General features: G+C 64.0%; 22 protein-coding genes. 8 read left to right on the forward strand and 14 right to left on the reverse strand.

Features of this window, described 5'->3' with window-relative positions; translation table 11 throughout:
- Nucleotides 1-7: 7 nt before the first annotated feature.
- From bhcC to DFK10_RS09555, 3 genes are all read left to right on the forward strand, one after another.
- Nucleotides 8-1,171, forward strand: coding sequence for a 3-hydroxy-D-aspartate aldolase BhcC (gene bhcC, locus DFK10_RS09545; protein ID WP_109388806.1), 1,164 nt, complete (start codon nucleotides 8-10; stop codon nucleotides 1,169-1,171).
- 23 nt (nucleotides 1,172-1,194) lie between these two features.
- Complete coding sequence (bhcD, locus tag DFK10_RS09550; RefSeq protein WP_109388807.1) at nucleotides 1,195-2,160, forward strand: iminosuccinate reductase BhcD; 966 nt, start codon at nucleotides 1,195-1,197, stop codon at nucleotides 2,158-2,160.
- Between the two features lie 95 nt (nucleotides 2,161-2,255).
- The gene (locus DFK10_RS09555) at nucleotides 2,256-3,257 is read left to right on the forward strand and encodes a type I glyceraldehyde-3-phosphate dehydrogenase (protein WP_109388808.1); all 1,002 of its coding nucleotides are present in this window, start codon (nucleotides 2,256-2,258) and stop codon (nucleotides 3,255-3,257) included.
- A gap of 55 nt (nucleotides 3,258-3,312) precedes the next feature.
- Here the strand turns inward: DFK10_RS09555 and DFK10_RS09560 are convergent, their stop codons facing one another.
- From DFK10_RS09560 to puuE, 3 genes are read right to left on the reverse strand one after another with little or no spacing between them, the layout of a single operon-like run.
- A complete protein-coding gene (locus DFK10_RS09560) occupies nucleotides 3,313-4,737 on the reverse strand; it encodes a uracil-xanthine permease family protein (RefSeq protein WP_109388809.1) in 1,425 nt (474 codons plus the stop codon).
- A 58-nt stretch (nucleotides 4,738-4,795) separates the two neighbouring features.
- Entirely contained in the window at nucleotides 4,796-5,281 is a 486-nt protein-coding gene (locus tag DFK10_RS09565; RefSeq protein WP_109388810.1) for an ureidoglycolate lyase, read from the reverse strand.
- Nucleotides 5,278-6,690, reverse strand: a complete 1,413-nt coding sequence (gene puuE, locus DFK10_RS09570) for an allantoinase PuuE (protein ID WP_235866811.1) — start codon at nucleotides 6,688-6,690, stop codon at nucleotides 5,278-5,280. Before puuE ends, DFK10_RS09565 begins: the two co-directional genes overlap by 4 nt.
- A gap of 145 nt (nucleotides 6,691-6,835) precedes the next feature.
- Here puuE and uraH point away from each other — a divergent pair, with 145 nt between their 5' ends.
- Nucleotides 6,836-7,186 (forward strand): hydroxyisourate hydrolase, encoded by a 351-nt coding sequence (gene uraH, locus DFK10_RS09575; protein ID WP_109388812.1) that lies wholly within the window; start codon nucleotides 6,836-6,838, stop codon nucleotides 7,184-7,186.
- Between the two features lie 27 nt (nucleotides 7,187-7,213).
- Here the strand turns inward: uraH and DFK10_RS09580 are convergent, their stop codons facing one another.
- Nucleotides 7,214-8,122 (reverse strand): LysR family transcriptional regulator, encoded by a 909-nt coding sequence (locus DFK10_RS09580; RefSeq protein WP_109388813.1) that lies wholly within the window; start codon nucleotides 8,120-8,122, stop codon nucleotides 7,214-7,216.
- Nucleotides 8,123-8,224: 102 nt separating this feature from the next.
- Between DFK10_RS09580 and DFK10_RS09585 the strand changes: the two genes are divergently transcribed.
- The 3 genes from DFK10_RS09585 (at nucleotide 8,225) to DFK10_RS09595 (ending at nucleotide 11,348) form a co-directional block, all read left to right on the forward strand.
- Nucleotides 8,225-9,460: a urate hydroxylase PuuD gene (locus DFK10_RS09585; RefSeq protein ID WP_109388814.1), complete on the forward strand. Its 1,236-nt coding sequence runs from the start codon at nucleotides 8,225-8,227 to the stop codon at nucleotides 9,458-9,460.
- Nucleotides 9,461-9,527: 67 nt separating this feature from the next.
- A complete protein-coding gene (locus DFK10_RS09590; RefSeq protein ID WP_109388815.1) occupies nucleotides 9,528-10,328 on the forward strand; it encodes a phytanoyl-CoA dioxygenase family protein in 801 nt (266 codons plus the stop codon).
- A 3-nt stretch (nucleotides 10,329-10,331) separates the two neighbouring features.
- The gene (locus tag DFK10_RS09595; RefSeq protein WP_109388816.1) at nucleotides 10,332-11,348 is read left to right on the forward strand and encodes a GlxA family transcriptional regulator; all 1,017 of its coding nucleotides are present in this window, start codon (nucleotides 10,332-10,334) and stop codon (nucleotides 11,346-11,348) included.
- On the opposite strand, the gene DFK10_RS09600 is transcribed toward DFK10_RS09595, so the two are convergent.
- The 7 genes from DFK10_RS09600 to DFK10_RS09630 form a co-directional block, all read right to left on the reverse strand.
- Nucleotides 11,345-11,542: a hypothetical protein gene (locus tag DFK10_RS09600; RefSeq protein ID WP_109388817.1), complete on the reverse strand. Its 198-nt coding sequence runs from the start codon at nucleotides 11,540-11,542 to the stop codon at nucleotides 11,345-11,347. The two genes, DFK10_RS09595 and DFK10_RS09600, sit on opposite strands and share 4 nt — an antisense overlap.
- A gap of 79 nt (nucleotides 11,543-11,621) precedes the next feature.
- The gene (gene phoB, locus DFK10_RS09605) at nucleotides 11,622-12,314 is read right to left on the reverse strand and encodes a phosphate regulon transcriptional regulator PhoB (protein ID WP_109388818.1); all 693 of its coding nucleotides are present in this window, start codon (nucleotides 12,312-12,314) and stop codon (nucleotides 11,622-11,624) included.
- Between the two features lie 5 nt (nucleotides 12,315-12,319).
- Entirely contained in the window at nucleotides 12,320-13,030 is a 711-nt protein-coding gene (gene phoU / locus DFK10_RS09610; RefSeq protein ID WP_109388819.1) for a phosphate signaling complex protein PhoU, read from the reverse strand.
- Nucleotides 13,031-13,035: 5 nt separating this feature from the next.
- Nucleotides 13,036-13,833: a phosphate ABC transporter ATP-binding protein PstB gene (gene pstB, locus DFK10_RS09615; protein WP_109388820.1), complete on the reverse strand. Its 798-nt coding sequence runs from the start codon at nucleotides 13,831-13,833 to the stop codon at nucleotides 13,036-13,038.
- A 14-nt stretch (nucleotides 13,834-13,847) separates the two neighbouring features.
- Nucleotides 13,848-15,182, reverse strand: a complete 1,335-nt coding sequence (gene pstA / locus DFK10_RS09620) for a phosphate ABC transporter permease PstA (RefSeq protein WP_109388821.1) — start codon at nucleotides 15,180-15,182, stop codon at nucleotides 13,848-13,850.
- Nucleotides 15,179-16,651 carry a phosphate ABC transporter permease subunit PstC gene (gene pstC, locus DFK10_RS09625; protein WP_109388822.1) on the reverse strand — a complete coding sequence of 491 codons (1,473 nt, stop codon included), beginning with the start codon at nucleotides 16,649-16,651 and terminating at the stop codon, nucleotides 15,179-15,181. The genes pstA and pstC overlap by 4 nt, the downstream gene beginning before the upstream one ends.
- Before the next feature lie 93 nt (nucleotides 16,652-16,744).
- The gene (locus DFK10_RS09630; protein WP_109388823.1) at nucleotides 16,745-17,773 is read right to left on the reverse strand and encodes a substrate-binding domain-containing protein; all 1,029 of its coding nucleotides are present in this window, start codon (nucleotides 17,771-17,773) and stop codon (nucleotides 16,745-16,747) included.
- Between the two features lie 338 nt (nucleotides 17,774-18,111).
- Between DFK10_RS09630 and argE the strand changes: the two genes are divergently transcribed.
- Complete coding sequence (gene argE, locus DFK10_RS09635) at nucleotides 18,112-19,266, forward strand: acetylornithine deacetylase (RefSeq protein WP_109388897.1); 1,155 nt, start codon at nucleotides 18,112-18,114, stop codon at nucleotides 19,264-19,266.
- A gap of 103 nt (nucleotides 19,267-19,369) precedes the next feature.
- On the opposite strand, the gene cueR is transcribed toward argE, so the two are convergent.
- The 3 genes from cueR to hisD form a co-directional block, all read right to left on the reverse strand.
- Nucleotides 19,370-19,756 carry a Cu(I)-responsive transcriptional regulator gene (cueR, locus tag DFK10_RS09640; protein WP_109388824.1) on the reverse strand — a complete coding sequence of 129 codons (387 nt, stop codon included), beginning with the start codon at nucleotides 19,754-19,756 and terminating at the stop codon, nucleotides 19,370-19,372.
- Nucleotides 19,753-22,200: a heavy metal translocating P-type ATPase gene (locus tag DFK10_RS09645; protein WP_109388825.1), complete on the reverse strand. Its 2,448-nt coding sequence runs from the start codon at nucleotides 22,198-22,200 to the stop codon at nucleotides 19,753-19,755. The genes cueR and DFK10_RS09645 overlap by 4 nt, the downstream gene beginning before the upstream one ends.
- Nucleotides 22,201-22,286: 86 nt before the next feature.
- Nucleotides 22,287-23,576 carry a histidinol dehydrogenase gene (gene hisD, locus DFK10_RS09650; RefSeq protein ID WP_109388826.1) on the reverse strand — a complete coding sequence of 430 codons (1,290 nt, stop codon included), beginning with the start codon at nucleotides 23,574-23,576 and terminating at the stop codon, nucleotides 22,287-22,289.
- Nucleotides 23,577-23,668: the final 92 nt, after the last annotated feature.

Consider the following 23,668-nt stretch of genomic DNA (forward strand, 5'->3'; position numbering starts at 1 on the left):
ACGACTGATGAAAGACGCGATCAATCTCGACGCCTACGAGGTCGGCTATGACATCCCCGCCAAGCCGGGCATGAACGCTGCCGACATCCAGACCCCGGCGCTGGTGCTGGACCTCGATGCGCTGGAACGCAACATCAAGAAGATGGGCGACTATGCCAAGGCGCATGGCATGCGCCATCGCACCCATGGCAAGATGCACAAATCCGTGGACGTCCAGAACCTGCAGCAAGAGCTGGGCGGCGCCTGCGGTGTCTGCTGCCAGAAGGTCAGCGAGGCAGAGGTTTTCGCCCGTGGCGGCATCACCGATATCCTGGTGTCTAACCAGGTGCGCGACCCCGCCAAGATCGACCGGCTGGCACGTCTGCCGGGGCTGGGTGCACGCACTATCGTCTGTGTCGATGACATCGCCAACGTGGCCGAGCTTTCGGCAGCGGCGCAGGAACACGGCACACAGATCGAATGCCTGGTCGAGATCGACTGTGGCGCAGGACGCTGCGGCGTGACCACCACAGCCGACGTGCTGGAAATCGCCAAGGCGATCGACGCGGCACCGGGGCTGAAGTTCTCGGGCCTCCAGGCCTACCAGGGCGCGATGCAGCATCTCGACAGTTACGACGACCGCAAAGCCAAGATCGACGTGGCCGTGGCGATGGTGCGCGAAGCAGTGGACGCGCTGAAGGTCGAGGGGCTTGATTGCGACATCGTCGGCGGCGGCGGCACCGGCTCCTATTACTTCGAGTCCAATTCGGGCGTTTACAACGAGCTTCAGTGTGGCTCCTACGCCTTCATGGACGCCGATTATGGCCGTATTCTGGACAAGGACGGAAACCGCATCGACCGGGGCGAATGGGAGAACGCGTTTTTCATCCTGACCAGCGTGATGAGCCATGCGAAACCGGACAAGGCGATCGTCGATGCAGGGCTCAAGGCCCAATCTGTCGATAGCGGCCTGCCGGTGATCTTTGGCCGAGACGACGTGGAATACATCAAATGCTCGGACGAGCATGGCGTCGTCGCAGACCCCGCCGGCGCGCTGAGGATCAACGAAAAGCTCAGGCTGGTGCCGGGCCATTGCGACCCCACCGCCAATGTCCATGACTGGTATGTGGGCGTGCGCGGCGACACGGTCGAATGCGTCTGGCCGGTCTCGGCCCGCGGCCGCGCCTACTGAGCCCTGAAAGGACAGGTGCCACGATGCTGATCGTTCCCGAATCCGAAATTGCCAATCTCATCACCCGGCAGGCGGCCTTCGATGCGGTCGAAGCTGTCTTTGCGGCAATGGCCAGCGGGGAGGCCTACAACTTTCCCGTGGTCCGCGAGGCGCTCGGGCACGAGGACGCGCTTTACGGGTTCAAGGGCGGGTTCGACCGGGGCGGCGCGACTCTGGGCCTCAAGGCCGGGGGCTACTGGCCGCACAACCTCGAAAAGCGCGGCCTCATCAACCATCAGTCCACCGTGTTCCTGTTCGACCCGGACACCGGCAAGCCCCGCGCCATGGTCGGCGGCAACCTGTTGACCGCGCTGCGCACGGCGGCGGCCTCGTCGGTGTCGATCCGCCACCTTGCCCGCGCCGATGCGAAAGTCCTGGGCATGATCGGTGCAGGGCATCAGGCGGGGTTCCAGCTGCGTGCCGCACTCGACCAGCGAGATTTCGCGAAGGTCATCGGTTGGAACCGGGACCCGGCGAAGCTGTCCAGCCTCGCCGCGGTCGCGGCCGAGGCCGGTCTGCCCTACGAGGCGGTCACGCTCGACGGCATGGCCGAGGCGGATGTGATCATCTCGATAACCTCGTCCTTCGATGCGATCCTGATGGCGGGCCAGGTCAGCCTGGGCACACATATCGCCTGCATGGGCACCGATACGGCCGGCAAGCAGGAGGTCGACCCCGCCCTGCTGGCCCGCGCCACGGTGTTCACCGATGAGGTGGCGCAAGCCGTCAGCATCGGCGAAGCGCAGCATGCGGTGGTGCAAGGGGTCATCGCCGAGGCCGGCATCCACCAGTTGGGCGCGGTCATCAACGGCACCCATCCGGGCAGACAAGATGACAAGGAAATCACGCTCTTCGACGGGACCGGTGTGGGGCTTCAGGACCTGGCGGTCGCCGCCGCCGTCGTCGAGCTTGCCGTCGAAAAGGGTCTGGCCATCGAGGTGGATTTCTAGGGCTTGGCCCGCCCCTGCCCGATCCGCTATCCAACACCTGCCGGTCGCGCCTAGGGCGCGGCCGTTTCATTTCGATCCATCGAAAGGCGCTTGTCATGACCCGCCCCATCCGTGTTTTCATAAATGGCTTCGGCCGGATCGGACGCAGCCTGTTCCGGCAGATCCTGACCACCGAAGCGGGCGGAGGCGTCGAGATCGCGGGCGTCAATGACATCGCGCCGCTGGAAACCTGTGCCTACCTGCTGCGCTATGACAGTGTCTATGGCCCGTTTCCCCAACCGGTGGAGGCCGGGCCGGGTTGGCTGACGGCCGGGAATATCCGCGTCCCGTTTCACAACGAAGCAGACCTGCGGCGGCTGGACCTGCGCGATGTGGATGTCGTGCTGGAATGCACCGGCCGCGCCAAGGACCGCCATACCGTCGAGGCGGGCCGCCATGCGGGGGCCGGTCACGTCTTGATCTCGGGGCCTTCATCCGTCGCTGACCGGACCATCGTTATGGGGGCCAACGAGGACGAACTGGGCGATGCGCGCATTGTCTCGAACGCCTCGTGCACAACGAATGCCATCGCCCCGCTTTTGAAGGCGTTGGACGGCGCGTTCGGGATCGACCGCGCCCATGTCACGACCGTGCATTGCTATACCGGCAGCCAGCCCACCGTGGATCAGCCCGGCGCCAATCTGGAACGCAGCCGCGCCGCGGCAGTCTCGATGGTGCCCACAACGACCAGCGCCACGGACCAGGTCACACAGGTCCTGCCCGCGTTCCGGGACCGGCTGAGCGTGGCAGCGGTGCGGGTGCCGACAATCTCTGTCTCGGCCGTGGACGCGGTCCTGCAACTGAACAGCGTGCCAGACGGCGATCCGACCGGGGCTTTGACGGACACGCTGTCGGATGCGACGCTCTTCGGCCTGACCCGCGATCCCTGCGTGTCCACCGACTTCCGGGGCCGGACGGAATCGCTGGTGCTTGCCCTTCCTGAAACACAGCTGATGCCCGGCGGGCAACTGCGCCTGCTGGGCTGGTATGACAACGAATGGGGCTTCTCAGCGCGGATGCTGGATATGGCGCGCCGCATGGCCTCTCGCGACACATGAAAAAAGGCGGCGTGAAGACCACGCCGCCTTTCCCGATTTTCAAATCGCTAAACGATCAACCGCGATCGTCCTTGGCCCAGGACCCCGCACCGTGGCCCGTCATGCCGCCCGAGACCTCTTCGGTGGATTCATCCGACAGATCCTCCGGCAGGACCAGATTGAGGATGATCGCGATCAGGGCTGCGGGCAGGATGCCGCTGGTGGCCAGGACCTTGAGCGTATCCGGCAGGTATTGCAGCGCCCCCGGCTCCAGTTGCAGGCCCAGGCCCAGGGACAGTGCGATGGCGAAGATCACCATGTTGCGGCGGTTCCAGTTCACGTCCGACAGCATCGAGATGCCAGCCGCGACGACCATACCGAACATGACGATGACACCACCGCCCAGAACCTCGATCGGGACCGAGGACACCACGGCGCCGACCTTGGGGATCAGCCCGCAAACAATCAGAAACAGTGCCCCAATGGTTACGACATGGCGACTCATGACGCCGGTCATGGCGATCAGCCCCACGTTCTGGCTGAACGAGGTATTGGGCAGCGCCCCGAACAGGCCCGACACCGCGGTGCCGATCCCGTCCGCATAGGTCGCTCCCTGGATTTCCTTGTCGGTCGCTTCACGACCTGCGCCACCCTTGGTGATGCCCGACACGTCCCCAACGGTTTCTACCGCCGAGACGAAGGACATCAGGCAGAAGCCGATGATCGCCGCCACCGAGAATTCCAGTCCGAAATGCAGCGGGTTGGGCAGGGCAAAGGGTGCTGCCGTTGCGACATTGCCCAGGCTCACCTGGCCAAGTGCGAAGGCCACCGCATAGCCCACCAGAAGGCCGACCAGCACCGCCGAGACCGACAGCATGCCACGGGCAAAGAACTTCAGCCCCAACGTCACCACGATGACCGTTCCGGCCATCAGCCAATTAAGGCCCGAACCGTATTCCTCGGTTCCGATGGCGGGCACGCCCCCGGCGGCATACTGGATACCGACCTGCACCAGCGCGAGGCCGATCATGGTGACGACCAGTCCGGTGACCAGCGGCGGCAGGGCAAAGCGCAGCTTGCCGATGAAAAGCCCGAGGAACGCGTGGAACAGGCCGCCCACGAAAACTCCGCCCATCAACACGGCAATTGCCTCGACCCCTTTGCCCGCGACAAGCGGAATCATGATCGGGATGAAGGCAAAGCTTGTGCCCTGCACGATGGGCAGGCGGGCCCCCGCCGGGCCGATACCGATGGTCTGGATCAGCGTGGCGATGCCCGCGAAGAACATCGACATCTGGATCATGTAGATCATCTGCGGAAAATCCGGACTGTTCGAGCCAAAGCCGAACCCCGCGGCCCCACAAACGATGATCGCGGGTGTCACGTTGGACACGAACATCGCCAGGACGTGCTGGATTCCAAGTGGCACCGCCTTGGCGATGGGCGGCGTGTAGTTGTGGTCGCGGAGCTGCTCCGGCGTTCCGATGGTTGCATCTGACATTGTTCTTGTCCCTCCCTGTGATGCGGTGTTCGCCGGCTCCTCTTCCGGCGTAGACTTGTCAGTCCTCGATGACGATCTCGCGATCGAACCAGTGTTCCTCCAGGTTTTGCCCGTCTCCGATACGATCAACGACGCCGAACAAGCCCGGCGCGTGCAGCGGTGTCAGCACCCCGTGCCAAACGCCACGGTGCAAATTCACACCCTGCCCCGCAGAGGTAAGAAAGGCGTGGATTTGCCCGGGCTGTCCGCGATTGTCCGTCGCCACGATGACAAGAAACGGGTCCATGCTCATCGGCAGAAACGCCTGGCTGCCATCGGGGTGGCGCTCGACCATGTCCAGCCTGTAGGGCAATGACCGTGGCTCGGCCTTGAAAAGGCTGATCCCGGCACGCCCCTCGTTGAAATCCAGCACGGCCCGATCATGGTAGCGCCCACAAAGCCCCTGGTTGATGATCTTGTCCGGGGCGCCCGTGGCTTCCAGCACATCACCGAAGGGCGCGAAGGCCTCGGCGGTCAGGGGCTGCGGACGGATCCGGTCGGTCATCCGCCCAGCTTCTCTATCAGGCGCAATTCGGCGATGCGTTCCACCTGCCGGCAGGCCTCGGCGAATTCTGTGGCACGGTCGCTCTCGACCCGCGCCTTGAAGGCCGCCATGATCGAGGATTTGTCGTGGTCGCGCACGGCGATGATGAAGGGAAAGCCGAACTTTGCCGTGTAAGCATCGTTCAATTCGGTAAACGTGGCGCGTTCCTCGTCGGTCAGCGCGTCAAGGCCCGCGCTGGCCTGTTCGGCGGTCGACTCGGCGGTCAGGCGCTTGGCCGCGGCCAGTTTGCCGGCAAGGTCCGGGTGCGCCGTCAGAACAGCGAGGCGTTTGTCCTCGGGGGCTGCGCGAAACACGCGGGCCAGGGCGTTGTGCACGCCCGCGGCGCTGTCATGGGCGGGGCCCAACTCCAGCTCCCAGGCGGCTTCGGCGATCCAGGGGCTGTGTTCGAAGATACCACCGAATTCGGCAACGAACTCGGCCTTGTCCATTTGCGACGGGCGCTTGCTGGCCATCGGCGGGTGCTCCTTCGCCCAGTGATCGGCGATTTGTTCGCGGGTGGCGAACCAGACCCCGTCATGATTGCGGAAATGGTCCAGCACGCGCGCCAGGGCGGCAGCGCGACCGGGCCGCCCGATCAGGCGACAATGCAGCCCGATGGACAGCATTTTCGGCGCGCCGGCCTGCCCTTCTGCATAGAGGTAGTCGAAACTGTCCTTGAGGTAGCTTTCGAACTGCGCACCATTGGTGAACCCGGCCTGGATGGCGAACCGCATGTCGTTGCAGTCCATCGTGTAGGGCACGATCAGCTGGTCCTTGCCGCCGGCCTCGATCCAGTAGGGCAGGTCGTCGGCATAGCTGTCGGCGATGTAGGCGAAATCGCCCTCTTCGGCGGCAAGGTCGATCGTGTGCATCGAACAGCGCCCGGTATACCAGCCACGTGGGGGCCTGCCCGTCACCTCGGCATGCAAGCGGATCGCCTCGCGGATCTGGGCGCGTTCTTCCTCGGCGTCCATGTCCTTGTGTTCGATCCACTTGAGCCCATGGCTGGCAATCTCCCAGCCTGCGGCCTGCATCGCGGCCACCTGCTGCGGGGCACGGGCCAGGGCCGTGGCGACGCCGTAAACGGTGATCGGGGTATCCTTGAGCAGGCGATGCACGCGCCAGAACCCGGCGCGGCTGCCATATTCATAGATCGATTCCATGTTCCAGTGGCGCTGCCCCGGCCAGGGCTGCGCCCCGGTAATCTCGGACAGGAAAGCCTCGGACGCCGCATCGCCGTGCAGCACGTTGTTTTCGCCGCCCTCTTCATAATTCAGAACGATTTGAACAGCGATCTTCGCGCCGCCGGGCCAGTTCGCCTGCGGCGGGGTTGCCCCGTATCCCGTCATGTCGCGTGGGTAGCGTGCCAATGGGTGGCTCCTTTCAGTTGACCTCTGCATAAACGATAAAATCCATCTTGTTTTTCAAAATCTGCCGAAAGGACTTTCAGCTTGCTCCGACGCGCGGCGCGGGCCAGAACCGTTTCGACACCGGACAATAATAGATGAGTGCGCCATGACCGGATACCTCACGACCCATGTTCTCGATACCGCTCGGGGATGCCCCGCGAAAGGCATGATGATCGAACTCTTCCGGTTGGACGGCGAACGGCGGCTGCTGAAGACCCTAGTCACGAATGACGACGGGCGCACCGATGAACAGATCCTGCCCGCCGAGGCCTTCGAGGCCGGCGAATACGAGCTGGTCTTTCACGCGGGCGCCTACCTGGATGCCACCGGCACACCGCCCGAAAACCCGCGCTTTCTTGACGTGATCCCGATCCGCTTCGGCATGTCCGAGGCCGCGCACTACCATGTGCCGCTTCTGCTCTCGCCCTTTGGCTATTCGACCTATCGCGGAAGCTGATACCGCGCCGGTCGCCAGCGCGGCCACCTATCCGCCTGCAACCGCCTTGCCGATGCGCTCGATCATGAATTCCATGAACAGGCGCGTCTTGGGGTCTTGCCGACGCCGATGGGTGAACAGGCAGGCCATCTGGATCGGCTCCGGCGGGGTCTCGGTGGCCACGGGCACCAACCGCCCGGCCTTCAGATGGTCGGCAATTTCAAAAACCGGCTTCATGGCGATCCCGTGCCCGGCCAGGGCCCAGTCGGTCAGAACGTCACCGTCGTCGCATTCGTAATGCCCTGCCACACGGAACCGCTCGGACCCCTCGGCCGTGGACAGGCGCCACTGGAATTCGGTGGCACCGGGAAACCGCAGCGACAGGCATTCATGCCCCTTTTCGACCAATTCTTGCCCGTTGGCGGGCATGCCCCGCCGGGCGATGTAGTCCGGCGCGGCGCACAGCACACGGTCGACATCGGCGATCTTTCGGATACGCAGGTTGCTGTCTTCCGGCTGACCCAGGAAGAAGGCTAGGTCCAGCCCCTCGGTCGTCAGGTCCACCTTGCGGTCGGTCAGGCGCAGCCGAACGCTGACCTCCGGGTATTCCTTGAGAAAGTCCGGCACCCGCGGCGCGATCAGCCGCCGCCCGACCCCCAGCGGGGCCGCGACGTAAAGCGACCCGCGCAGGTTCTCGGTGATGTTGACGATCTGGGCCTCGGCGCTTTCCACCGCCTCCAGAATCTCGGAGGCGCCGCGGTAGAAGGACTGGCCCTGTTCCGTCGGGGTCAGGCTGCGCGTGGTGCGCTGAAACAGACGCACGCCCAGATGCTCTTCGAGTTGCGAAATCCGCGACGAGGTCACGGCCGGAGAGATGCGCAAATCGCGGCCCGCGGCGGACATGCTGCCCAACTCGTAGACACGAACAAAAGTGCGGATATTGTCGAGATAGGACATTATTTTGGATTTTTTGATGCTGCTTGGGCTTTCACAGCGATAGCAGAATAAAATAGCCTCGCCTAGTCTGCTGCTGACGTCGAATCCCCGAGGAGGCCCCGCATGTACGACCTGGCAATCATATGGGACTGGATCGCCTTTTCTGTGCGCTGGCTTCACGTCATCACCGCGATGGCGTGGATCGGGGCCTCTTTCTACTTCATCGCGCTGGACCTGATGCTGAAACCCGCGCCGGACATGCCCGAAGGCGCCTATGGCGAAGAGTGGGAAGTCCATGGCGGCGGCTTCTACCACACCACGAAATACCTCGTGGCGCCGGCCCGCCTGCCGGAACACCTGACCTGGCACAAATGGCAAAGCTATACGACGTGGCTGTCAGGCGCGGCGCTTCTGATGATCGTCTACTGGGTCGGGGGTGAGCTGTTCCTGCTGGACCCGACCAAGGCAGACCTGGCCCTCTGGCAGGGCATCGTGATCTCGGGCGGCTCGCTCACCATCGGCTGGATCGCCTATGACCAGCTGTGCAAATCCAGGCTGGGAGAAAACCCGACGGCCCTGATGCTGATCCTGTTCGTGATCCTCGTGGCCATGGCCTGGGGCTATGATCAGATCTTTACCGGCCGCGCGGCGCTGCTGCACCTTGGCGCCTTCACCGCCACGATCATGACCGCGAACGTGTTCTTCCAGATCATGCCGAACCAGAGGATCGTCGTGGCCGACCTCAAGGCCGGGCGCACGCCGGATGCGAAATACGGCAAGATCGCCAAGCTGCGCTCGACCCATAACAACTACCTGACCCTGCCGGTCGTGTTCCTGATGCTGTCGAACCACTACCCGCTGGCCTTCGGGACGGAATATTCCTGGCTGATCGCCAGCCTGATCTTCCTGACCGGGGTCACGATCCGGCACTATTTCAATACCATGCACAAAACCGGCAAGGGCCCGCACTGGACCTGGTTCGTAACCGTTCTGCTGATGATCCTGATCGCCTGGCTGTCGACGGTGAAGACCGGCGAAACATGGGAAGAAGCCGAGGCGCGCCCGCTGACCGACTACGAACAGCGCTATGCCGAGGCCGACGGGTTCGAGGATGCCTATTACGCGGTGGTCGGAAACTGTTCCATGTGCCATGCCCGCGAACCGGCCTGGGGCAACATGCACTGGGCACCCAAGGGCGTTTACCTGGAAACCCCCGGCGACGTGGCCCGCCAGGCCGGGCAGATTTACCTGCAGGCAGGGGTCAGCCATGCCATGCCGCCGCCCAACGTGATCCAGATGGATGACGAGGCGCGGCAGATGATCGTCGCCTGGGTTCGGGAAGTGCGTCGCGCGAACTGAACCGGACCTTGTTTCATTGCGGCCGTTCCATGCTATGTGAAAACGAAGCACCAAAACGGAGGCCGTCTTGACCCATCCGCTTCTGACGCAAGATGACATCGACACCTATCAGCGCGACGGCGTGGTCGTGGTGCGTGGGCTGTTCCGCGACCAGGTCGACCTTCTGCGGGCGGGGGTTGCGCGCAACATGGACGACCCGGGGCCATACGCGGCGGAAAACCTGAAAGAAGGCGAGGCCGGGCGATTTTTCGACGATTACTGCAACTGGACCCGTATCCCGGAATTCGAGCGGGCCATCCACGGCTCTCCCGTTGCCGAGGTCGCCGCCGACCTGATGCAATCGAAAAGCGTGCAACTTTTCCACGATCACGTGCTGGTCAAGGAACCGGGCACCTCCAAGCCTACGCCATGGCACCAGGACGGGCCTTACTATTTCGTCGAAGGACGGCAGACCGTCAGCTTCTGGTCGCCTCTGGACCCGGTGCGCGAGGCGACCCTGCGCTGCGTGGCCGGGTCGCACCTGTGGGACAAACCCGTCCTGCCGACCCGTTGGCTGGCCGAAACCAGCTTCTACCCGAACGAGGACGATTACATGCCCGTGCCGGATCCCGATGCCGAGGGCATGGAGATCCGCGAATTCGAGATGGAACCGGGCGATGCGGTGGCGTTCAATTTCATGGTTCTGCACGGCGCGCGCGGCAATAGCAGCGATGCAAGGCGGCGCGCGTTTTCCTTGCGCCTTGTGGGCGACGATGCCCGCTATACCGAGCGGCCCGGTCGCACCTCCCCGCCGTTTCCCGGCCACGATATGACCGAAGGTCAGCGCCTGCGCGACGACTGGTTCCCGGTGCTGCTGGACCGGGGCTAGGCCATGGCCACGCCGCATCCCGCCCGGCAGGCCCATGTGCCCGAGGGTGCCTTTACCTATCCGATAGAGGCCCGCGCCCCGACGCGGTGGTTCGGGTTCATCCTGCTGAGGGATTTCACGCTTCTGGCCTTCAGTTCGGCGCTGGACCCGCTGCGCGTGGCCAACCAGCTTGCGCAGAAACCGCTATACGGCTGGGTCGTGATGTCCGCGGACGGGCAGCCGGTGCGCGCCTCCTCGGGGGTCGAACTGGGTGTGGATGGCGGGCTGGATGCCCTGACTGACGACCTGGAACTCTTTGTCTGTTCCGGCAATCGCGGCACCGAGGTCGCCTCGGACGCGGTTCTGGCCGCGATCCGCAGACATGCCCGTTTCGGCGGGCAGGTCGGAGGCATCTGCACAGGGGCGATGACCTTGGCACGCGCAGGTCTGTTGAAGGACAAAAGGTTCACGCTGCACTGGGAAAACCAGCCTGGCTTCATCGAGGCCTTTCCCGGCCTCACGCCGGCCCGCACGCGGTTCGAGGCCGATGGAAAAATCCGCACCTGCAGCGGGGGATCGGCCTCGACCGAAATGATGCTGTCGATCATCGCGCAGGACTACGGACAGGACTTCGCCATCGCGGTCGCGGATATGTGCCTGAACGATCCGAACCTGACGCCGGGCCGCGAACAGCGGTCTTCCATCGCGCGGGCCATCGACAGCCGCAATCCCAAACTGCTGCATGTCCTGCGCGCCATGTATGCCAATATCGAAGAACCACTTTCGCTGGAGGAACTGGCCCGCGACGCGGGCGTGTCCCGCCGCCAGATGGAACGCCAATTCACCCAGAGCCTCGGCGATCCGCCCGCTACAATCTATCGCAACATCAGGCTCGACAGGGCGCATTCTCTATTGGCAGAAACCGACATGAGCGTGATGGAGGTGGCCACGGCCTGCGGGTTCAACTCGGTTTCGGTGCTGACACGGCATTTCAAGCGCCGTTTCGGCACCACACCGTTCGGCAAGCGCAGCCGTCGTTAACCCTGGCGCCGCGGGCGATCAAAGATGCCGCTTTGGTTGGCGGTGTCGGAGAACCAGCCACCCGGCCCGCAGATGTCATCCGGCAGATAGGGTTCCAGACGTGGCAACACCCGGCAAAGCAGCATCTCGATCATCAGCCAGATCAGGATGGCCATTCCGGCGCCAAGCGCGACATTCCACAAAAGCAGCGTCATCTTTTCCCCAGCATTTCCCCGATCATGCTCTTCTGTTCATTAACCAGAGATACAAGACAGGGATGTGACAGAAACTGCGTCACCCCAGCGCATAGCCGGCGCCGCGCACGGTCCGCACCGGGTCATCGCCGCCATGCTGGGTCAGCGCCTTGCGCAGGCGTCCGATATGAACGTCCACCGTGCGGGTATCGACATAGATGTCGCGGCCCCAGACACGGTCCAGCAGCTGTTCACGCGACCAGACCCGGCCGGGCTTTTCCATGAAGGTGGTCAATAGGCGAAACTCGGTCGGCCCCAGCTTGAGCAGCTTTTCCGCCCGCATCACGCGGTGGGTCTCGCTGTCGAGCTCAATATCCTCGAAGACCAGCACCTGCCCGACCGTCGCCGGACGCACCCGGCGCAACTGGGTGCGGACCCGCGCCATCAGCTCGGACACGGAATAGGGTTTGACGACGTAATCGTCGGCTCCGGTTTCAAGCCCGCGCACCTTGTCCACCTCTTCGGACCGCGCCGACAGCATGATGATCGGTACGTTGCGCGTGTCGGGCCGGGTCTTGAGCTGACGGCACACTTCGATCCCCGACACATTGGGCAGCATCCAGTCCAGAACGATCACGTCAGGCAGATCCTCGTCCACCATCATCAGGGCCTGTTCACCATCCTCGGCCTTCGAGGTGCGGAACCCTTCGGCCTCGAGGTTGTAGCCAAGGACTTCGCGTTGCGCCAATTCATCCTCGACCACAAGGACATGCGGTTGCGTGGCAGGTGACATGGGTCTCAGGTCTCGCCGGAAATGAAGGCTGTCTCATCGCTCTTGGGGCGGCCGTCATCGGGCATCTCGCCGGTGACGACATAGATCACCTGTTCCGCCATATTGGTGACCAGGTCGCCCATGCGTTCGACGTTCTTGGCAATGAAATGCAGGTGCATGCAGGCCGTAATGTTGCGCGGGTCTTCCATCATGAAGGTCAGGAATTCGCGGAACAGCGCGTTGTACATCTCGTCGACTTCCTCGTCGCGCTGGCGCACGTCCTCGGCAAGTGCGGCGTCGCGGCGCACATAGGCGTCCAGCGTATCCTTGAGCATGCGCTGCACTTCCTTGGCCATGCGCTTGAGCGCCTTGTCCGGGCCGCTGACCGGGCGCAGCTCGGCCAGAACCTCGGTGCGCTTGGCAAGGTTGCGGGCATAGTCGCCGATGCGTTCAAGGCTGGCCGAAAGCTTGAGCACCGACAGCACGACGCGCAGGTCGCTGGAGACCGGCGCGCGCAAGGCGATGGTGCGGGCCGCTTCCTCGTTGATGCGTTCTTCGAGATCGTCGATGACCTTGTCGCCCTTGCGAACGTTTTCGGCCAGTTCAACATCACGAGTGGTCACGGCCTTGGACCCGTCGAGAATAGCGGCCTCCACGAGGCCGCCCATCTTGACCATCAGGGCCTGGATCGCTTCGAGATCGCGGTCGAAGGCGGAAGAAATGTGTTCCTGGTTCATTGTGCTTATCCGATCCGCCCGGTGATGTAGCTTTCAGTGCGCTCATCCTCGGGGTTGGTAAAGATTTTGCCGGTCTCGTCATATTCGACGAGGTTGCCGAGATGGAAAAATGCGGTCTTCTGGCTGACCCGCGCGGCCTGCTGCATCGAATGGGTCACGATCACCACGCTGTAGTTCTGGCGCAGCTCGTCGATCAGCTCCTCGACCTGCGCGGTGGCAATGGGGTCGAGGGCCGAACAGGGTTCGTCCATCAGCAAGACCTCAGGTTCGGTCGCCACGGCGCGGGCGATGCAAAGGCGTTGCTGCTGGCCGCCCGACAGGCCGGTGCCCGGTGCATCCAGCCGGTCCTTCACCTCGTCCCAGATCGCACCACGGCGCAGGGCGCGTTCAACGATTTCGTCCAGCTCGGCCTTGTTCTTGGCCATGCCGTGGATCTTGGGGCCGTAGGCGGCATTGTCGTAGATCGACTTGGGAAACGGGTTCGGCTTCTGGAAGACCATACCAACCTTGGCGCGCAGCTGCACAGGGTCCACGCGCTTGTCGTTGATATCCTCACCATCGAGGTGAATGTCGCCTTCGACCCGGCAGATGTCGATGGTGTCGTTCATCCGGTTGAGGCAGCGCAGGAAGGTCGATTTTCCGCACCCCGACGGGCCGATGAAGGCCGTCACGGTCTTGTCCTGGATATCGACATTCACGTCCTTGATGGCGTGGTTGTCGCCGTAATAGACCTGCACGTCGCGGGCCGAAATCTTGATGTCGTCCATATCAACCGCTCTTTCAATCAGTCGCATATCGTTCATGTGCCCGGCCCCTTTTACCAGCGGCGCTCGAATTTCCGCCGCAGCAGAATGGCGATGATGTTCATCGTCATCAGGAACAGCAGAAGGATGATGATGCCGCCCCAGGCCCGTTCATAATAGGCCGGATCGGCGCGCTTTGCCCACTCGTAGATCTGCGCGGGCATGGCCGAATTTGGATCGAGGAAGCCCGAGGCAAGGCCATCGGGCGGGTTCGAAGCAATGAAACCCACCATACCGATCAGAAGAAGCGGCGCGGTTTCGCCCAGCGCCTGGGCCAGGCCGATGATCGTGCCGGTCAGGATACCGGGCATCGCCAATGGCAAGACGTGGTGGAAGACCGCCTGCATCTTCGACGCTCCCACGCCCAATGCCGCGTCACGGATCGAGGGCGGCACGGATTTCAGCGAGGCCCGGGTCGAGATCACGATGGTCGGCAATGTCATCAGCGTCAGGGTCAGGCCCCCGACCAGCGGCGCAGATTGCGGCAGGTGCATCACCTGGATGAACACGGCCAGGCCCAGGATACCGAAAACGATGGACGGCACGGCGGCCAGATTGGCAATGTTAACCTCGATAAGGTCGGTGAACCTGTTCTGCGGGGCGAATTCCTCAAGGTAGATCGACGCCGCGATCCCGATGGGCAGGGCAAAGGCCAGCACCACCAGCATCATGAAGAACGAACCCAGCATCGACACGCCGATCCCGGCGGCCTCGGGCCGGCTTTCCGAGGCGTCGGCCCCGAAGATGAAATCCCAGTTGAAGCTGCGCTCGACCAGACCGGCCTCACGCATCTGGTCCACCAGATCAAGATGTGCGGCGTCGAGGTTCTTGTCATCGACCAACGCCTCGCGGGTGACACGCCCCTTGAGATAGCCGTCCACGCGGGACGATGCCAGGAACTCGAATTGATGGGAGCCGCCCACGGCGTCGGGATTTTCCAGAACGAAGTTGCGGAAATTCGCCCCGGCAGAGCCCGACAGCATCATGAGAAGCTCCTTCGGCTCCATCTCGGTCTCGATACCGGCATCGGACATGGCCCCGGTCAGGGCCTCCCCGACAAGGTCATTGTATTTCGACGTCTTCACGATGTACGCTTCGGCGGCCTCGATCTCGGCGGCGACGAGCGGAATCTCCAGAACCACGCGCGTCTGCGTGAAGGCGCGGGTGCCGTTCGAAACGATGGCGATCAGCAGCGCGGCAAGAAAGAACAGGCCAATGCAGATAGCGATGATGCCATAAATCTTGAACCGTCCCTCGGCCGCGTGACGCTTGGCGGTGTGGGGATCGACCGTCAGGATCGAGGATTTCGACCCCGGTTCCGGCGTGGTGTGTGCGGTCGCGTCGGTCATTCGTACTGCTCCCGGTATTTGCGCACGATGTAGAGGGCCAGCACGTTCAGCCCCAGCGTGATGACGAAAAGGGTCATGCCCAGCGCGAAGGCCACCAGCGCCTCGGGCGAGGAAAAGTCGCTGTCGCCGGTCAGTTGGCTGACGATCTTGGCGGTCACGGTGGTCATGGCATCAAACGGGTTGAGCGACAGGCGCGCGGCAGCCCCGGCGCCCAGCACCACAATCATGGTTTCGCCGATGGCGCGGCTGGCGGCCAGCAGGATCGCCCCGACGATGCCCGGCAGTGCAGCGGGCAGGATCACCTGGCGCACGGTTTCCGAATGGGTGGCGCCCAGCCCGAGCGAGCCGTCGCGCATCGCCTGCGGCACCGCGTTGATGATGTCATCTGACAGCGAGGACACGAAGGGAATCAGCATGATGCCCATCACAAGGCCCGCGGTCATGACAGCCGTGCCGCCCTGCATCCAGCCGACCGTGTCGTCGCCGAACACGCGCAGCAGCAACGGCCCCACGGTCAGAAGGGCGAACAGGCCGTAGACGATGGTCGGGATACCGGCCAACACTTCAAGCAACGGCTTGGCAACAGACCGCACGCGGGGCGACGCATATTCCGAAAGATAAATCGCCGAGAAAAGCCCGATCGGCACAGCCACGGCCAGCGCGATCAGCGAAATGTAGAAGGTGCCCCACAGCAGTGGCAGAACGCCCAGCTGGCTTGACCCGCCGCGCCCGGTGAAACTTGGCTGCCACGTGGTGCCGAAGAAGAAGTCCCCGGCCGGATAGAGCCGGAAGAACTCTACCGTGTTGAAGATCAGGGAAAGGAAGATGCCCACCGTGGTCAGGATCGCAATCGAGGCGGCCGCGATCAGCAGCCAGCGCACGCCCGATTCCACCACGTTGCGGGCTCGGAAGGTGGCGTTGGTGCGCATCACGGCATAGGAAATCCCGGCGAGCGCGATGCCCAGAACCACAATCGTCTTGAGCAGGTCGCCAAAAGACGATTGCGCCCGGTAAGCTTGAGCCGCGCGCAGCGTCTCCTGCGAGACGGCGGACCCCAGTGCAACCCCGACCTCTCCGAGCCGGGCGCGGACATCGGTCAGGTCTATCCTTACGTTGCCCGCCGTTTCGGCATCCATCGCACCTTCGGCAACCGCCTGATCAAGCCCGTCAGCCACACGGCGCACATCGGACATCACCAGGCCCAGCGAGCCGGTCTCTTCGATCTGGGCATCGGAAATCATGCCGGAAACCGAGTTCTGCAGGAAAAGCGGCTGGCCCAGGGTCCAGAGCGCCAGAACCAGAAATGCCGGGACAAGCCCGGTCAACGCGGCGTTGACACCATAGTAATTCGGCCGGGAATGCAGGTTGCGAATGTCTCCGTCTGCGGAGACCATCGCCCGGCGGCGTCCGAGCGCGTAGCCCACGACCGAAAGGACGAGGGCGAACAGGGCAATCCAGAGGGTGGGCATGGCAGCGTCCGTCTATTATTGGCCCGGGATTGGTCGCCCCCGGAAGCGATCGTGAGGGGCGCCCACAGGGCGCCCCCCGAACCGATGAAACGATTACTGCATGGTCTCTTCGGCTTCAATCATCGCCTGAGTCGCGGCCAGTTCCGGATCGGCAACCAGGCCGTACTGGGCCAGCGGGCCGTCAGGGCCGGCAATCTCGTCAGCCATGAAGAACTGGGCGTATTCCTTCAGGCCGGGGATAACGCCGATATGGGCCGCCTTGACGTAGAAGTAGAGCGGGCGCGAGACCGGGTATTCACCCGAAGCGATCGACTCGGTCGACGGGGCAACGCCGCCCATGGTGGCGACTTTCAGGACATCGGTGTTGTTCTCGTAGAAGGCCAGGCCGAACACGCCGATGCCGTTGGCGTTCGCGTCAACGCGGGCCAGGGTTTCGGTGTAGTCGCCGTCGATGTCCACGGAGGCACCATCGTCACGCACGTTCATGCAGGCTTCCTCGATGGAATCCTCGTCCATGCCCATCTCTTCCATGGCTGCCATGGCGCCGGTGTCTTCACAGCCCTGCAGAAGGACCTTTTCTTCGAAGACTTCGCGGGTGCCGTGCTTGGTGCCCGGGATGAAGGCCAGGATTTCCTCGGTCGGCAGATCGGCGTTCACGTCGGCCCAGGTGGTGTTGGGGTTGGTGACCATTTCGCCGTCCATCGGCATTTCAGCGGCCAAGGCCAAATACCAGTCGGATGGCACGAAGGCGGTGTAGGCCGGGCCGTCTTTCTGGCTGGCGAAGACGATGCCGTCATAGCCGATGCGGACTTGGATGATGTCGGTCACGCCGTTCGCGGCGCATTCCTCGATCTCGCCGTCACGGATGGCGCGCGAGGCGTTGGCCACGTCGATGGTGTTCTCGCCGACGCCTTCGCAGAAGCGGGCCAGACCAGAGGACGAACCGCCGGATTCGACGACGGGGGTCGGGAAGTCGGTGTTCTCACCGAACAGCTCGGCCACGATCGACGCGTAGGGCAGAACGGTGGAGGAACCGGCAACCTGCACGTTGTCACGGGCAGAGGCAGCGGAAGCAACAGCAGTGATCGCCAGAGCGGAGGCGGTCAGTTTTGCAAGCGACATGGGATACTCCTGAAATTGTCTTGCAGACGGTCAACCGCGAGCCGGAAGACCTTGGCCCGGTGGCTACGGATCGGTCGTGATGCTTATGCAAAAGTTTTGTGACGGTTTTGTAACAAGACGCCTTGGCAGCCGAAAAACCGCGCCATTCCCTGCAAACAAGCGGCGCGGCGACCGCATACCGTGCGCGGCGACAACCACAAGATGTCCGGGGCTGTCGAATCCGCACTCTCATGAGAGGGAATCGGCCGTTCTGCCCGGGCCGGATTCGCAACCTTTCCCGGCGGGATCGCACGCAACGGGGATTGACGCGCCGCGCCGCCCGGTCCAACGCTTTCGCCATGAGCGACCTGACCACATGCATCAATGAACTGCGCACACTGATCAGCTATCCGACCGTGTCCGCGGACAGCAATCTGGGCCTGATCCACCACGTGGCGGGCGTGCTGGAACATCACGGCGCGCGGGTCGAGGTACAGCATGACGACAGCGGCCAGAAGGCCAATGTGCTGGCCACCTTCGGTCCTGACCGCGATGGCGGCGTCGTTTTGTCAGGTCATACGGACGTGGTGCCGGTGGCAGACCAACCCTGGACGACCGATCCGTTCGAACTGGTCGAGGCCGATGGCAAGCTGTTCGGGCGCGGCACCTGCGACATGAAGGGCTTCATCGCCGCCTGTATCGCGCTGGCCCCCCGCTTTGCCGAGGCGGCCAGGACCCGCCCCCTGCACATGGCCTTCACCTACGATGAAGAGGTCGGTTGCCTCGGCGGACAGGCATTGGTGAACCGACTGCGCGAACAGGGTCTGCGGCCGGCCATGGCGATCATCGGCGAGCCGACCGAAATGCGTGTGATCGAGGGGCACAAGGGCTGCTATGAATACACAACCCGTTTCACCGGCCTCGAGGGGCACGGCTCTTCGCCTGATCTTGGCGTCAACGCGGTGGAATACGCGGTCCGCTACGTCACGCGGTTGATCGAATTGTCGGACCGGTTGCGCGACCGGGTGCCCGACGGATCGAAGTTCGAACCGCCCTGGTCCACGATCAATACCGGCGCCCTGCGCGGCGGCATTGCCCATAACGTGATCCCCGGTGCCGCGGAAGTGGAATGGGAAATGCGCCCGGTGCAGAAATCGGACGCGGAGTTCGTGAAGGCCGATCTCGCCGATTACGTGGCCGATGAGTTGCTGCCGGCCATGCGGCGGGTCGATCCCCGCGCAAGTATCGAGACCGAAACCATAGCCGAAGTCGACGGGCTGGAACCCATGGACGACAACGCGGCGCGAGACCTGTGCATGGAACTGACCGGGGCCAACGGGTGCGGGCTGGTGCCCTTCGGCACCGAGGCCGGCCTCTTCCAGCAACTCGGCACCTCGGCCGTGGTCTGTGGCCCGGGCTCTATCGCGCAGGCGCACAAACCCGATGAATACGTGGCAGTCGACCAGCTGGAGGCCTGCCTTGGCATGCTGACCCGGCTGACGCGCAAGCTGTAAGAGGGTCAGGGGGGCGCTGCCCCCCGTCGCGCCAGCGCGCCTCCCCCCGCGGTATTTTCGACCCAAAGAAGCCGGGCGCGTTCACCTTTCATGCGCGGCGAATTCAGCCTGTTTCCAGCCGTTTCAGGATCGGGCAATCGGGGCGGTCATCGCCGTGGCAGGCGGCCACGAGATCGGACAATGTTGCGCGCATCTCTTGCAGCCCAGCGATCTTCTCCTCGATCTCGGCCAGATGCGCCTTGGCAATGGCACGCACATCGCCACTGGCGCGATCCCGGTCTTCCCAAAGCGCCAGCAGGCCGCGGCAATCTTCGATCGAAAAACCCAGGCCCCGCGCACGAGCCAGGAAGGCCAGCTTGTGCACATGGGTCCGGTCAAAGCTGCGATAGCCGTTCGCGGCCCGGTCGGGCGTGACAAGGCCGATTTCCTCGTAGTAGCGGATGGTCTTGGCTGGCAGGCCAGTTCTGCTGGCGACCTCCTTGATGTTCATGACAGAGCCTCCGTTTTCACGCGGCGCAGGCGCAGGGCGTTGGTGACGACCAGCACCGAGGACAGCGCCATGGCCCCGGCCGCCAGTTGCGGCGACAGGAGCGGCCCGCCGAAGACATAGAGCAGCCCCGCCGCGACCGGAATCAGCAGCACGTTGTAGCCGAAGGCCCAGCCGAGGTTCTGCCAGATGTTGCGCAAGGTCCGGCGGCTGATCTCGACCGCCTCGGCCACGCCGCCGGGATTGCCCGAGACGAGGACGACATCGGCGCTTTCCACGGCCACATCCGTGCCCGACCCCATGGCGATGCCGATATCGGCGGCAGCCAGGGCGGGGGCATCATTGATCCCGTCGCCCACGAAGGCCAGCTTGCGACCACCCTCTTGCAGCGCGCGCACCGCGTCCACCTTGCCATCGGGCAGAACACCGGCCACGACATGGTCGATTCCGAGCTCCGACGCGATGGCCCGGGCCGCCGGTTCGCTGTCGCCCGAGATCAGCGCGGTCTGGACCCCGCGCGCGTGCAGCGCGTCGATGGTGGCTTTCGCGGCAGGCTTGAGGGTATCGGCCAGCCCCAGCAATCCTGCGGGCTTGCCGTCTATGGCAACAAGCACGATGGTGCGGCCCTGCTCAGCCAGGCGTTCAGCCTGCGCGATCAGCTCTGCGGCATCCACGTCGGCCTCGTTCATCATCCGGGCATTGCCGATTGCGACCTTGCGATCATCGACCACGCCCGACAGGCCATGCCCCGGCACCGCCTGAACGGCGCTGGCCTGTGGCAGGTCGAGCCCCCGCGCCTTGGCCTCAGCCACGATGGCGCCGGCCAGCGGGTGGTCGGAGGCCGCCTCGACCGCCGCAACGATGGACAGGAAATCGGCCTCGTCCCCCTCGCAGGTAATGTCTGTCACCTGTGGTTTGCCCAAGGTCAGCGTGCCGGTCTTGTCAAAGGCCACGACATCGACCGATTGCAGCGATTGCAGCGCATCACCGCGCCGGAACAGCACCCCAAGATCGGCGGCCCGCCCGGTGCCGACCATGATCGACATCGGGGTGGCCAGCCCCATGGCGCAGGGACAGGCGATGATCAGGACCGAAACCCCCGAAACCAGCGCAAAGGGCAAGGCCGGTTCGGGGCCGAAGATCAGCCAGAACGCGATCGTCACAAGCGCCACGCCCATCACCGCCGGCACGAACCAGGACGTGATGCGGTTAACCAGATCCTGCACCGGCAGGCGGCTGCCCTGCGCCTCTTCCACCATCTCGATGATGCGAGCCAGCATCGTGTCCGCCCCCACGGCGGTCGCCCGCATGACCAGCGCACCATTGCCGTTGACAGTGCCTGCGACAAGGGCGGCCCCTTTGGTCTTTTCGACTGCGACGGGTTCGCCCGTCACCATGCTTTCATCGACGAAACTGCTGCCTTCGCGCACCACGCCATCGACCGGGATGCGGTCTCCAGGGCGCAGGTGGATACGGTCGCCACGCTTTATGTCATCGACGGCCACCTCGCGAATCTCGCCCTCCCGCTCGACGCGGGCGGTATCGGGGCGCAGGCTCACAAGCCGCTTGATCGCGGCGCTTGTGCGGCCCTTGGCCCGCGCCTCGAGCCAGCGGCCCAGTAGGATCAGCGTCACGATCACGGCGGCCGCCTCGAAATAGACGGCCACGGTGCCATCGGGCAGCCATTGAGGCCGGAAGGTCGCGACGCTGGAATAGGCCCAGGCGGCCCCGGCCCCGATGGCGACCAGCGAGTTCATGTCCGGTGCGCGACGCCAGAGCGCCGGAAAGCCCTTGGCAAAAAACATCCGGCCCGGCCCGGCCAGAACCAGCGTAGCCAGCACGAACTGGATCATCCAGCTATCCTGCATGCCGATGGTGTTCGCGATGAAATGGTGAATCGCCGGCACAGCATGGCTGCCCATCTCGACCACGAAGATCGGCAGGGTCAGCACGGCCGCCAGGATAAAAGACCGGCGCAGCTGGCGAATTTCGCGATCGGTCTTTTCATCGGCACTGTCGCCGGTTTCCAGCCGGGTGGCGTCATAGCCAACGCTTTTCACCGCCGCGATCAGCGGGGCGGTGTCCTTGTCGAGGGTGGTGACCGAGGCCACGCCATCGGCCAGGTTGACCGTGACCGCGGTGACACCGGGCACCTGCGACAGGGCATCTTCCACCCGGGCGACGCAAGAGGCGCAGGTCATTCCCTCGATCCGCAGGCGCAGTCGGTGCGGCACGGCCGGATAGCCAGCGGCCTTGAGCGCCCCGTTGATCGCTTCGCTGACCCCGCGGGCATTGGGCCCGTCCAGCGCCACGCGGGCGGAACGGGTGGCAAGGTTGACCTCGGCACCGGTAACACCGGAAACGGAGGAAATGGCCCTTTCGGCCCGGCCCACGCAGCCGGCGCAGCTGAGCCCGTCAATTTCGAAATCGAGGCGTTGGACGGTCATTTTTGTCCCCTTTCGATGGGGGACATAAGGGTTCCAGTAATGGGAAGGTCAAGACCCTCAGCGCCTGTCCGGTCGAAAATTCGCTGTCAGCCCGCCGGGGCGTCCGGAAAGAATTTGGCGATCCGGATATCGGCGGTGCGGGCGTGGCCTTCCATCCCCTCCAGACGGGAGATGCGGGCCGTCGCCTCGGCCAGCGGCCGGATACCGTCCCGCGTCGCGCGTTGCCAGGTGACCGTCTTCATGAACTTGGCCACGGACAGCCCGCCCGTATAGCGCGCCGCACCCGACGTCGGCAGCACGTGGTTCGGCCCGCTGGCCTTGTCCCCGAAGGCAACGGTGGTTTCTTCGCCCAGGAACAATGAGCCATAGTTGCGCAAGCGGCCCAACCACCAATCGAGGTCATCACATTGCACGTGCAGGTGTTCGGCCGCGTAGCGATCGGACACCTGTGCCATTTCCTCGCGTGTCTCGCACAGGACGACCTCGGCATGATCGGCCCAGGCGGCGCGGGCGCTGTCGCGGTTGATCTGCGGCAGTGTCTCGATCAGCAAGGGAACCCGCGCGATCACGGTTTCCGCAAGTTTCCGGTCGCTGGTGACCAGCCAGACCGGCGAGTTGTGACCGTGCTCTGCCTGCCCGACCAGGTCCCAGGCGACGATTTCCGGGTCGGCAGTGGAATCGGCCAGCACCAGCACATCCGTTGGTCCAGCCACCATGTCGATGCCGACCTCTCCGAACAGCACCCGCTTGGCCTCGGCCACGTATTGGTTGCCGGGGCCCACGAGGATGTCCACGGCCGGCAGCCCGAAATACCCGCGCGCCATGGCGGCGATGGCCTGCACCCCGCCCATTGTCAGGATCGCATCCGCACCGCACAGATCCATGGCGAACAGCACCTCGGGCGCGATGCCGCCACCGGGGCGAGGCGGCGAACAGGCGGTGACATGCCCTACCCCGGCCACCTTTGCGGTGGTGATCGTCATGATGGCGCTGGCAACGTGTGCGTAGCGCCCACCCGGCACGTAACAGCCCGCCGCCGCAATGGGGATTTGCCGCTGGCCGGCGATGACACCGGGCAGAATTTCAACCTGCGTATCCTGCATCGTGTCGCGCTGCGCCTGGGCGAAACGGCGAATATTGTGGTGAGCGAACCGGATATCCTCCTTAACCGCGTCGGACAGGGCTGCCGCCGCACGGTCGATGTCCTGCCGCGGCACGATCAGCGGCCCCTCCCATCCGTCGAACCGTGCCGCCAGGTCCCGGACGCTGGCTTCGCCACCCAGATCGATCTCGGCCAAGAGCGCGGCGACCTGGGCCCGAACATCACCGTGCCCGGCAGCGGCAGGCGGTGTGGCGACTTTCAGATATTCGGCCATCGGGGTTCTCCAACTGGGTCAAGTATCGACGCGGATCGAAGGTCATCTTGCGCCCCATCCGCACCGGATCAACGCCGGTGCCGCCCAAGACC

Origin of the sequence: Salibaculum griseiflavum (genome assembly GCF_003129565.1) — a bacterium.
GTDB lineage: Bacteria > Pseudomonadota > Alphaproteobacteria > Rhodobacterales > Rhodobacteraceae > Salibaculum > Salibaculum griseiflavum.

Bases quoted from the DNA above. Each gene is read 5' to 3' on its own strand.
- bhcC (WP_109388806.1), top strand. From the start codon at position 8: ATGAAAGACGCGATCAATCTCGACGCCTACGAGGTCGGCTATGACATC.
- bhcD (WP_109388807.1), top strand. From the start codon at position 1,195: ATGCTGATCGTTCCCGAATCCGAAATTGCCAATCTCATCACCCGGCAG.
- DFK10_RS09555 (WP_109388808.1), top strand. From the start codon at position 2,256: ATGACCCGCCCCATCCGTGTTTTCATAAATGGCTTCGGCCGGATCGGA.
- DFK10_RS09560 (WP_109388809.1), bottom strand. From the start codon at position 4,737: ATGTCAGATGCAACCATCGGAACGCCGGAGCAGCTCCGCGACCACAAC.
- DFK10_RS09565 (WP_109388810.1), bottom strand. From the start codon at position 5,281: ATGACCGACCGGATCCGTCCGCAGCCCCTGACCGCCGAGGCCTTCGCG.
- uraH (WP_109388812.1), top strand. From the start codon at position 6,836: ATGACCGGATACCTCACGACCCATGTTCTCGATACCGCTCGGGGATGC.
- DFK10_RS09580 (WP_109388813.1), bottom strand. From the start codon at position 8,122: ATGTCCTATCTCGACAATATCCGCACTTTTGTTCGTGTCTACGAGTTG.
- DFK10_RS09585 (WP_109388814.1), top strand. From the start codon at position 8,225: ATGTACGACCTGGCAATCATATGGGACTGGATCGCCTTTTCTGTGCGC.
- DFK10_RS09595 (WP_109388816.1), top strand. From the start codon at position 10,332: ATGGCCACGCCGCATCCCGCCCGGCAGGCCCATGTGCCCGAGGGTGCC.
- DFK10_RS09600 (WP_109388817.1), bottom strand. From the start codon at position 11,542: ATGACGCTGCTTTTGTGGAATGTCGCGCTTGGCGCCGGAATGGCCATC.
- phoB (WP_109388818.1), bottom strand. From the start codon at position 12,314: ATGTCACCTGCCACGCAACCGCATGTCCTTGTGGTCGAGGATGAATTG.
- phoU (WP_109388819.1), bottom strand. From the start codon at position 13,030: ATGAACCAGGAACACATTTCTTCCGCCTTCGACCGCGATCTCGAAGCG.
- pstB (WP_109388820.1), bottom strand. From the start codon at position 13,833: ATGAACGATATGCGACTGATTGAAAGAGCGGTTGATATGGACGACATC.
- pstA (WP_109388821.1), bottom strand. From the start codon at position 15,182: ATGACCGACGCGACCGCACACACCACGCCGGAACCGGGGTCGAAATCC.
- pstC (WP_109388822.1), bottom strand. From the start codon at position 16,651: ATGCCCACCCTCTGGATTGCCCTGTTCGCCCTCGTCCTTTCGGTCGTG.
- DFK10_RS09630 (WP_109388823.1), bottom strand. From the start codon at position 17,773: ATGTCGCTTGCAAAACTGACCGCCTCCGCTCTGGCGATCACTGCTGTT.
- argE (WP_109388897.1), top strand. From the start codon at position 18,112: ATGAGCGACCTGACCACATGCATCAATGAACTGCGCACACTGATCAGC.
- cueR (WP_109388824.1), bottom strand. From the start codon at position 19,756: ATGAACATCAAGGAGGTCGCCAGCAGAACTGGCCTGCCAGCCAAGACC.
- DFK10_RS09645 (WP_109388825.1), bottom strand. From the start codon at position 22,200: ATGACCGTCCAACGCCTCGATTTCGAAATTGACGGGCTCAGCTGCGCC.
- hisD (WP_109388826.1), bottom strand. From the start codon at position 23,576: ATGGCCGAATATCTGAAAGTCGCCACACCGCCTGCCGCTGCCGGGCAC.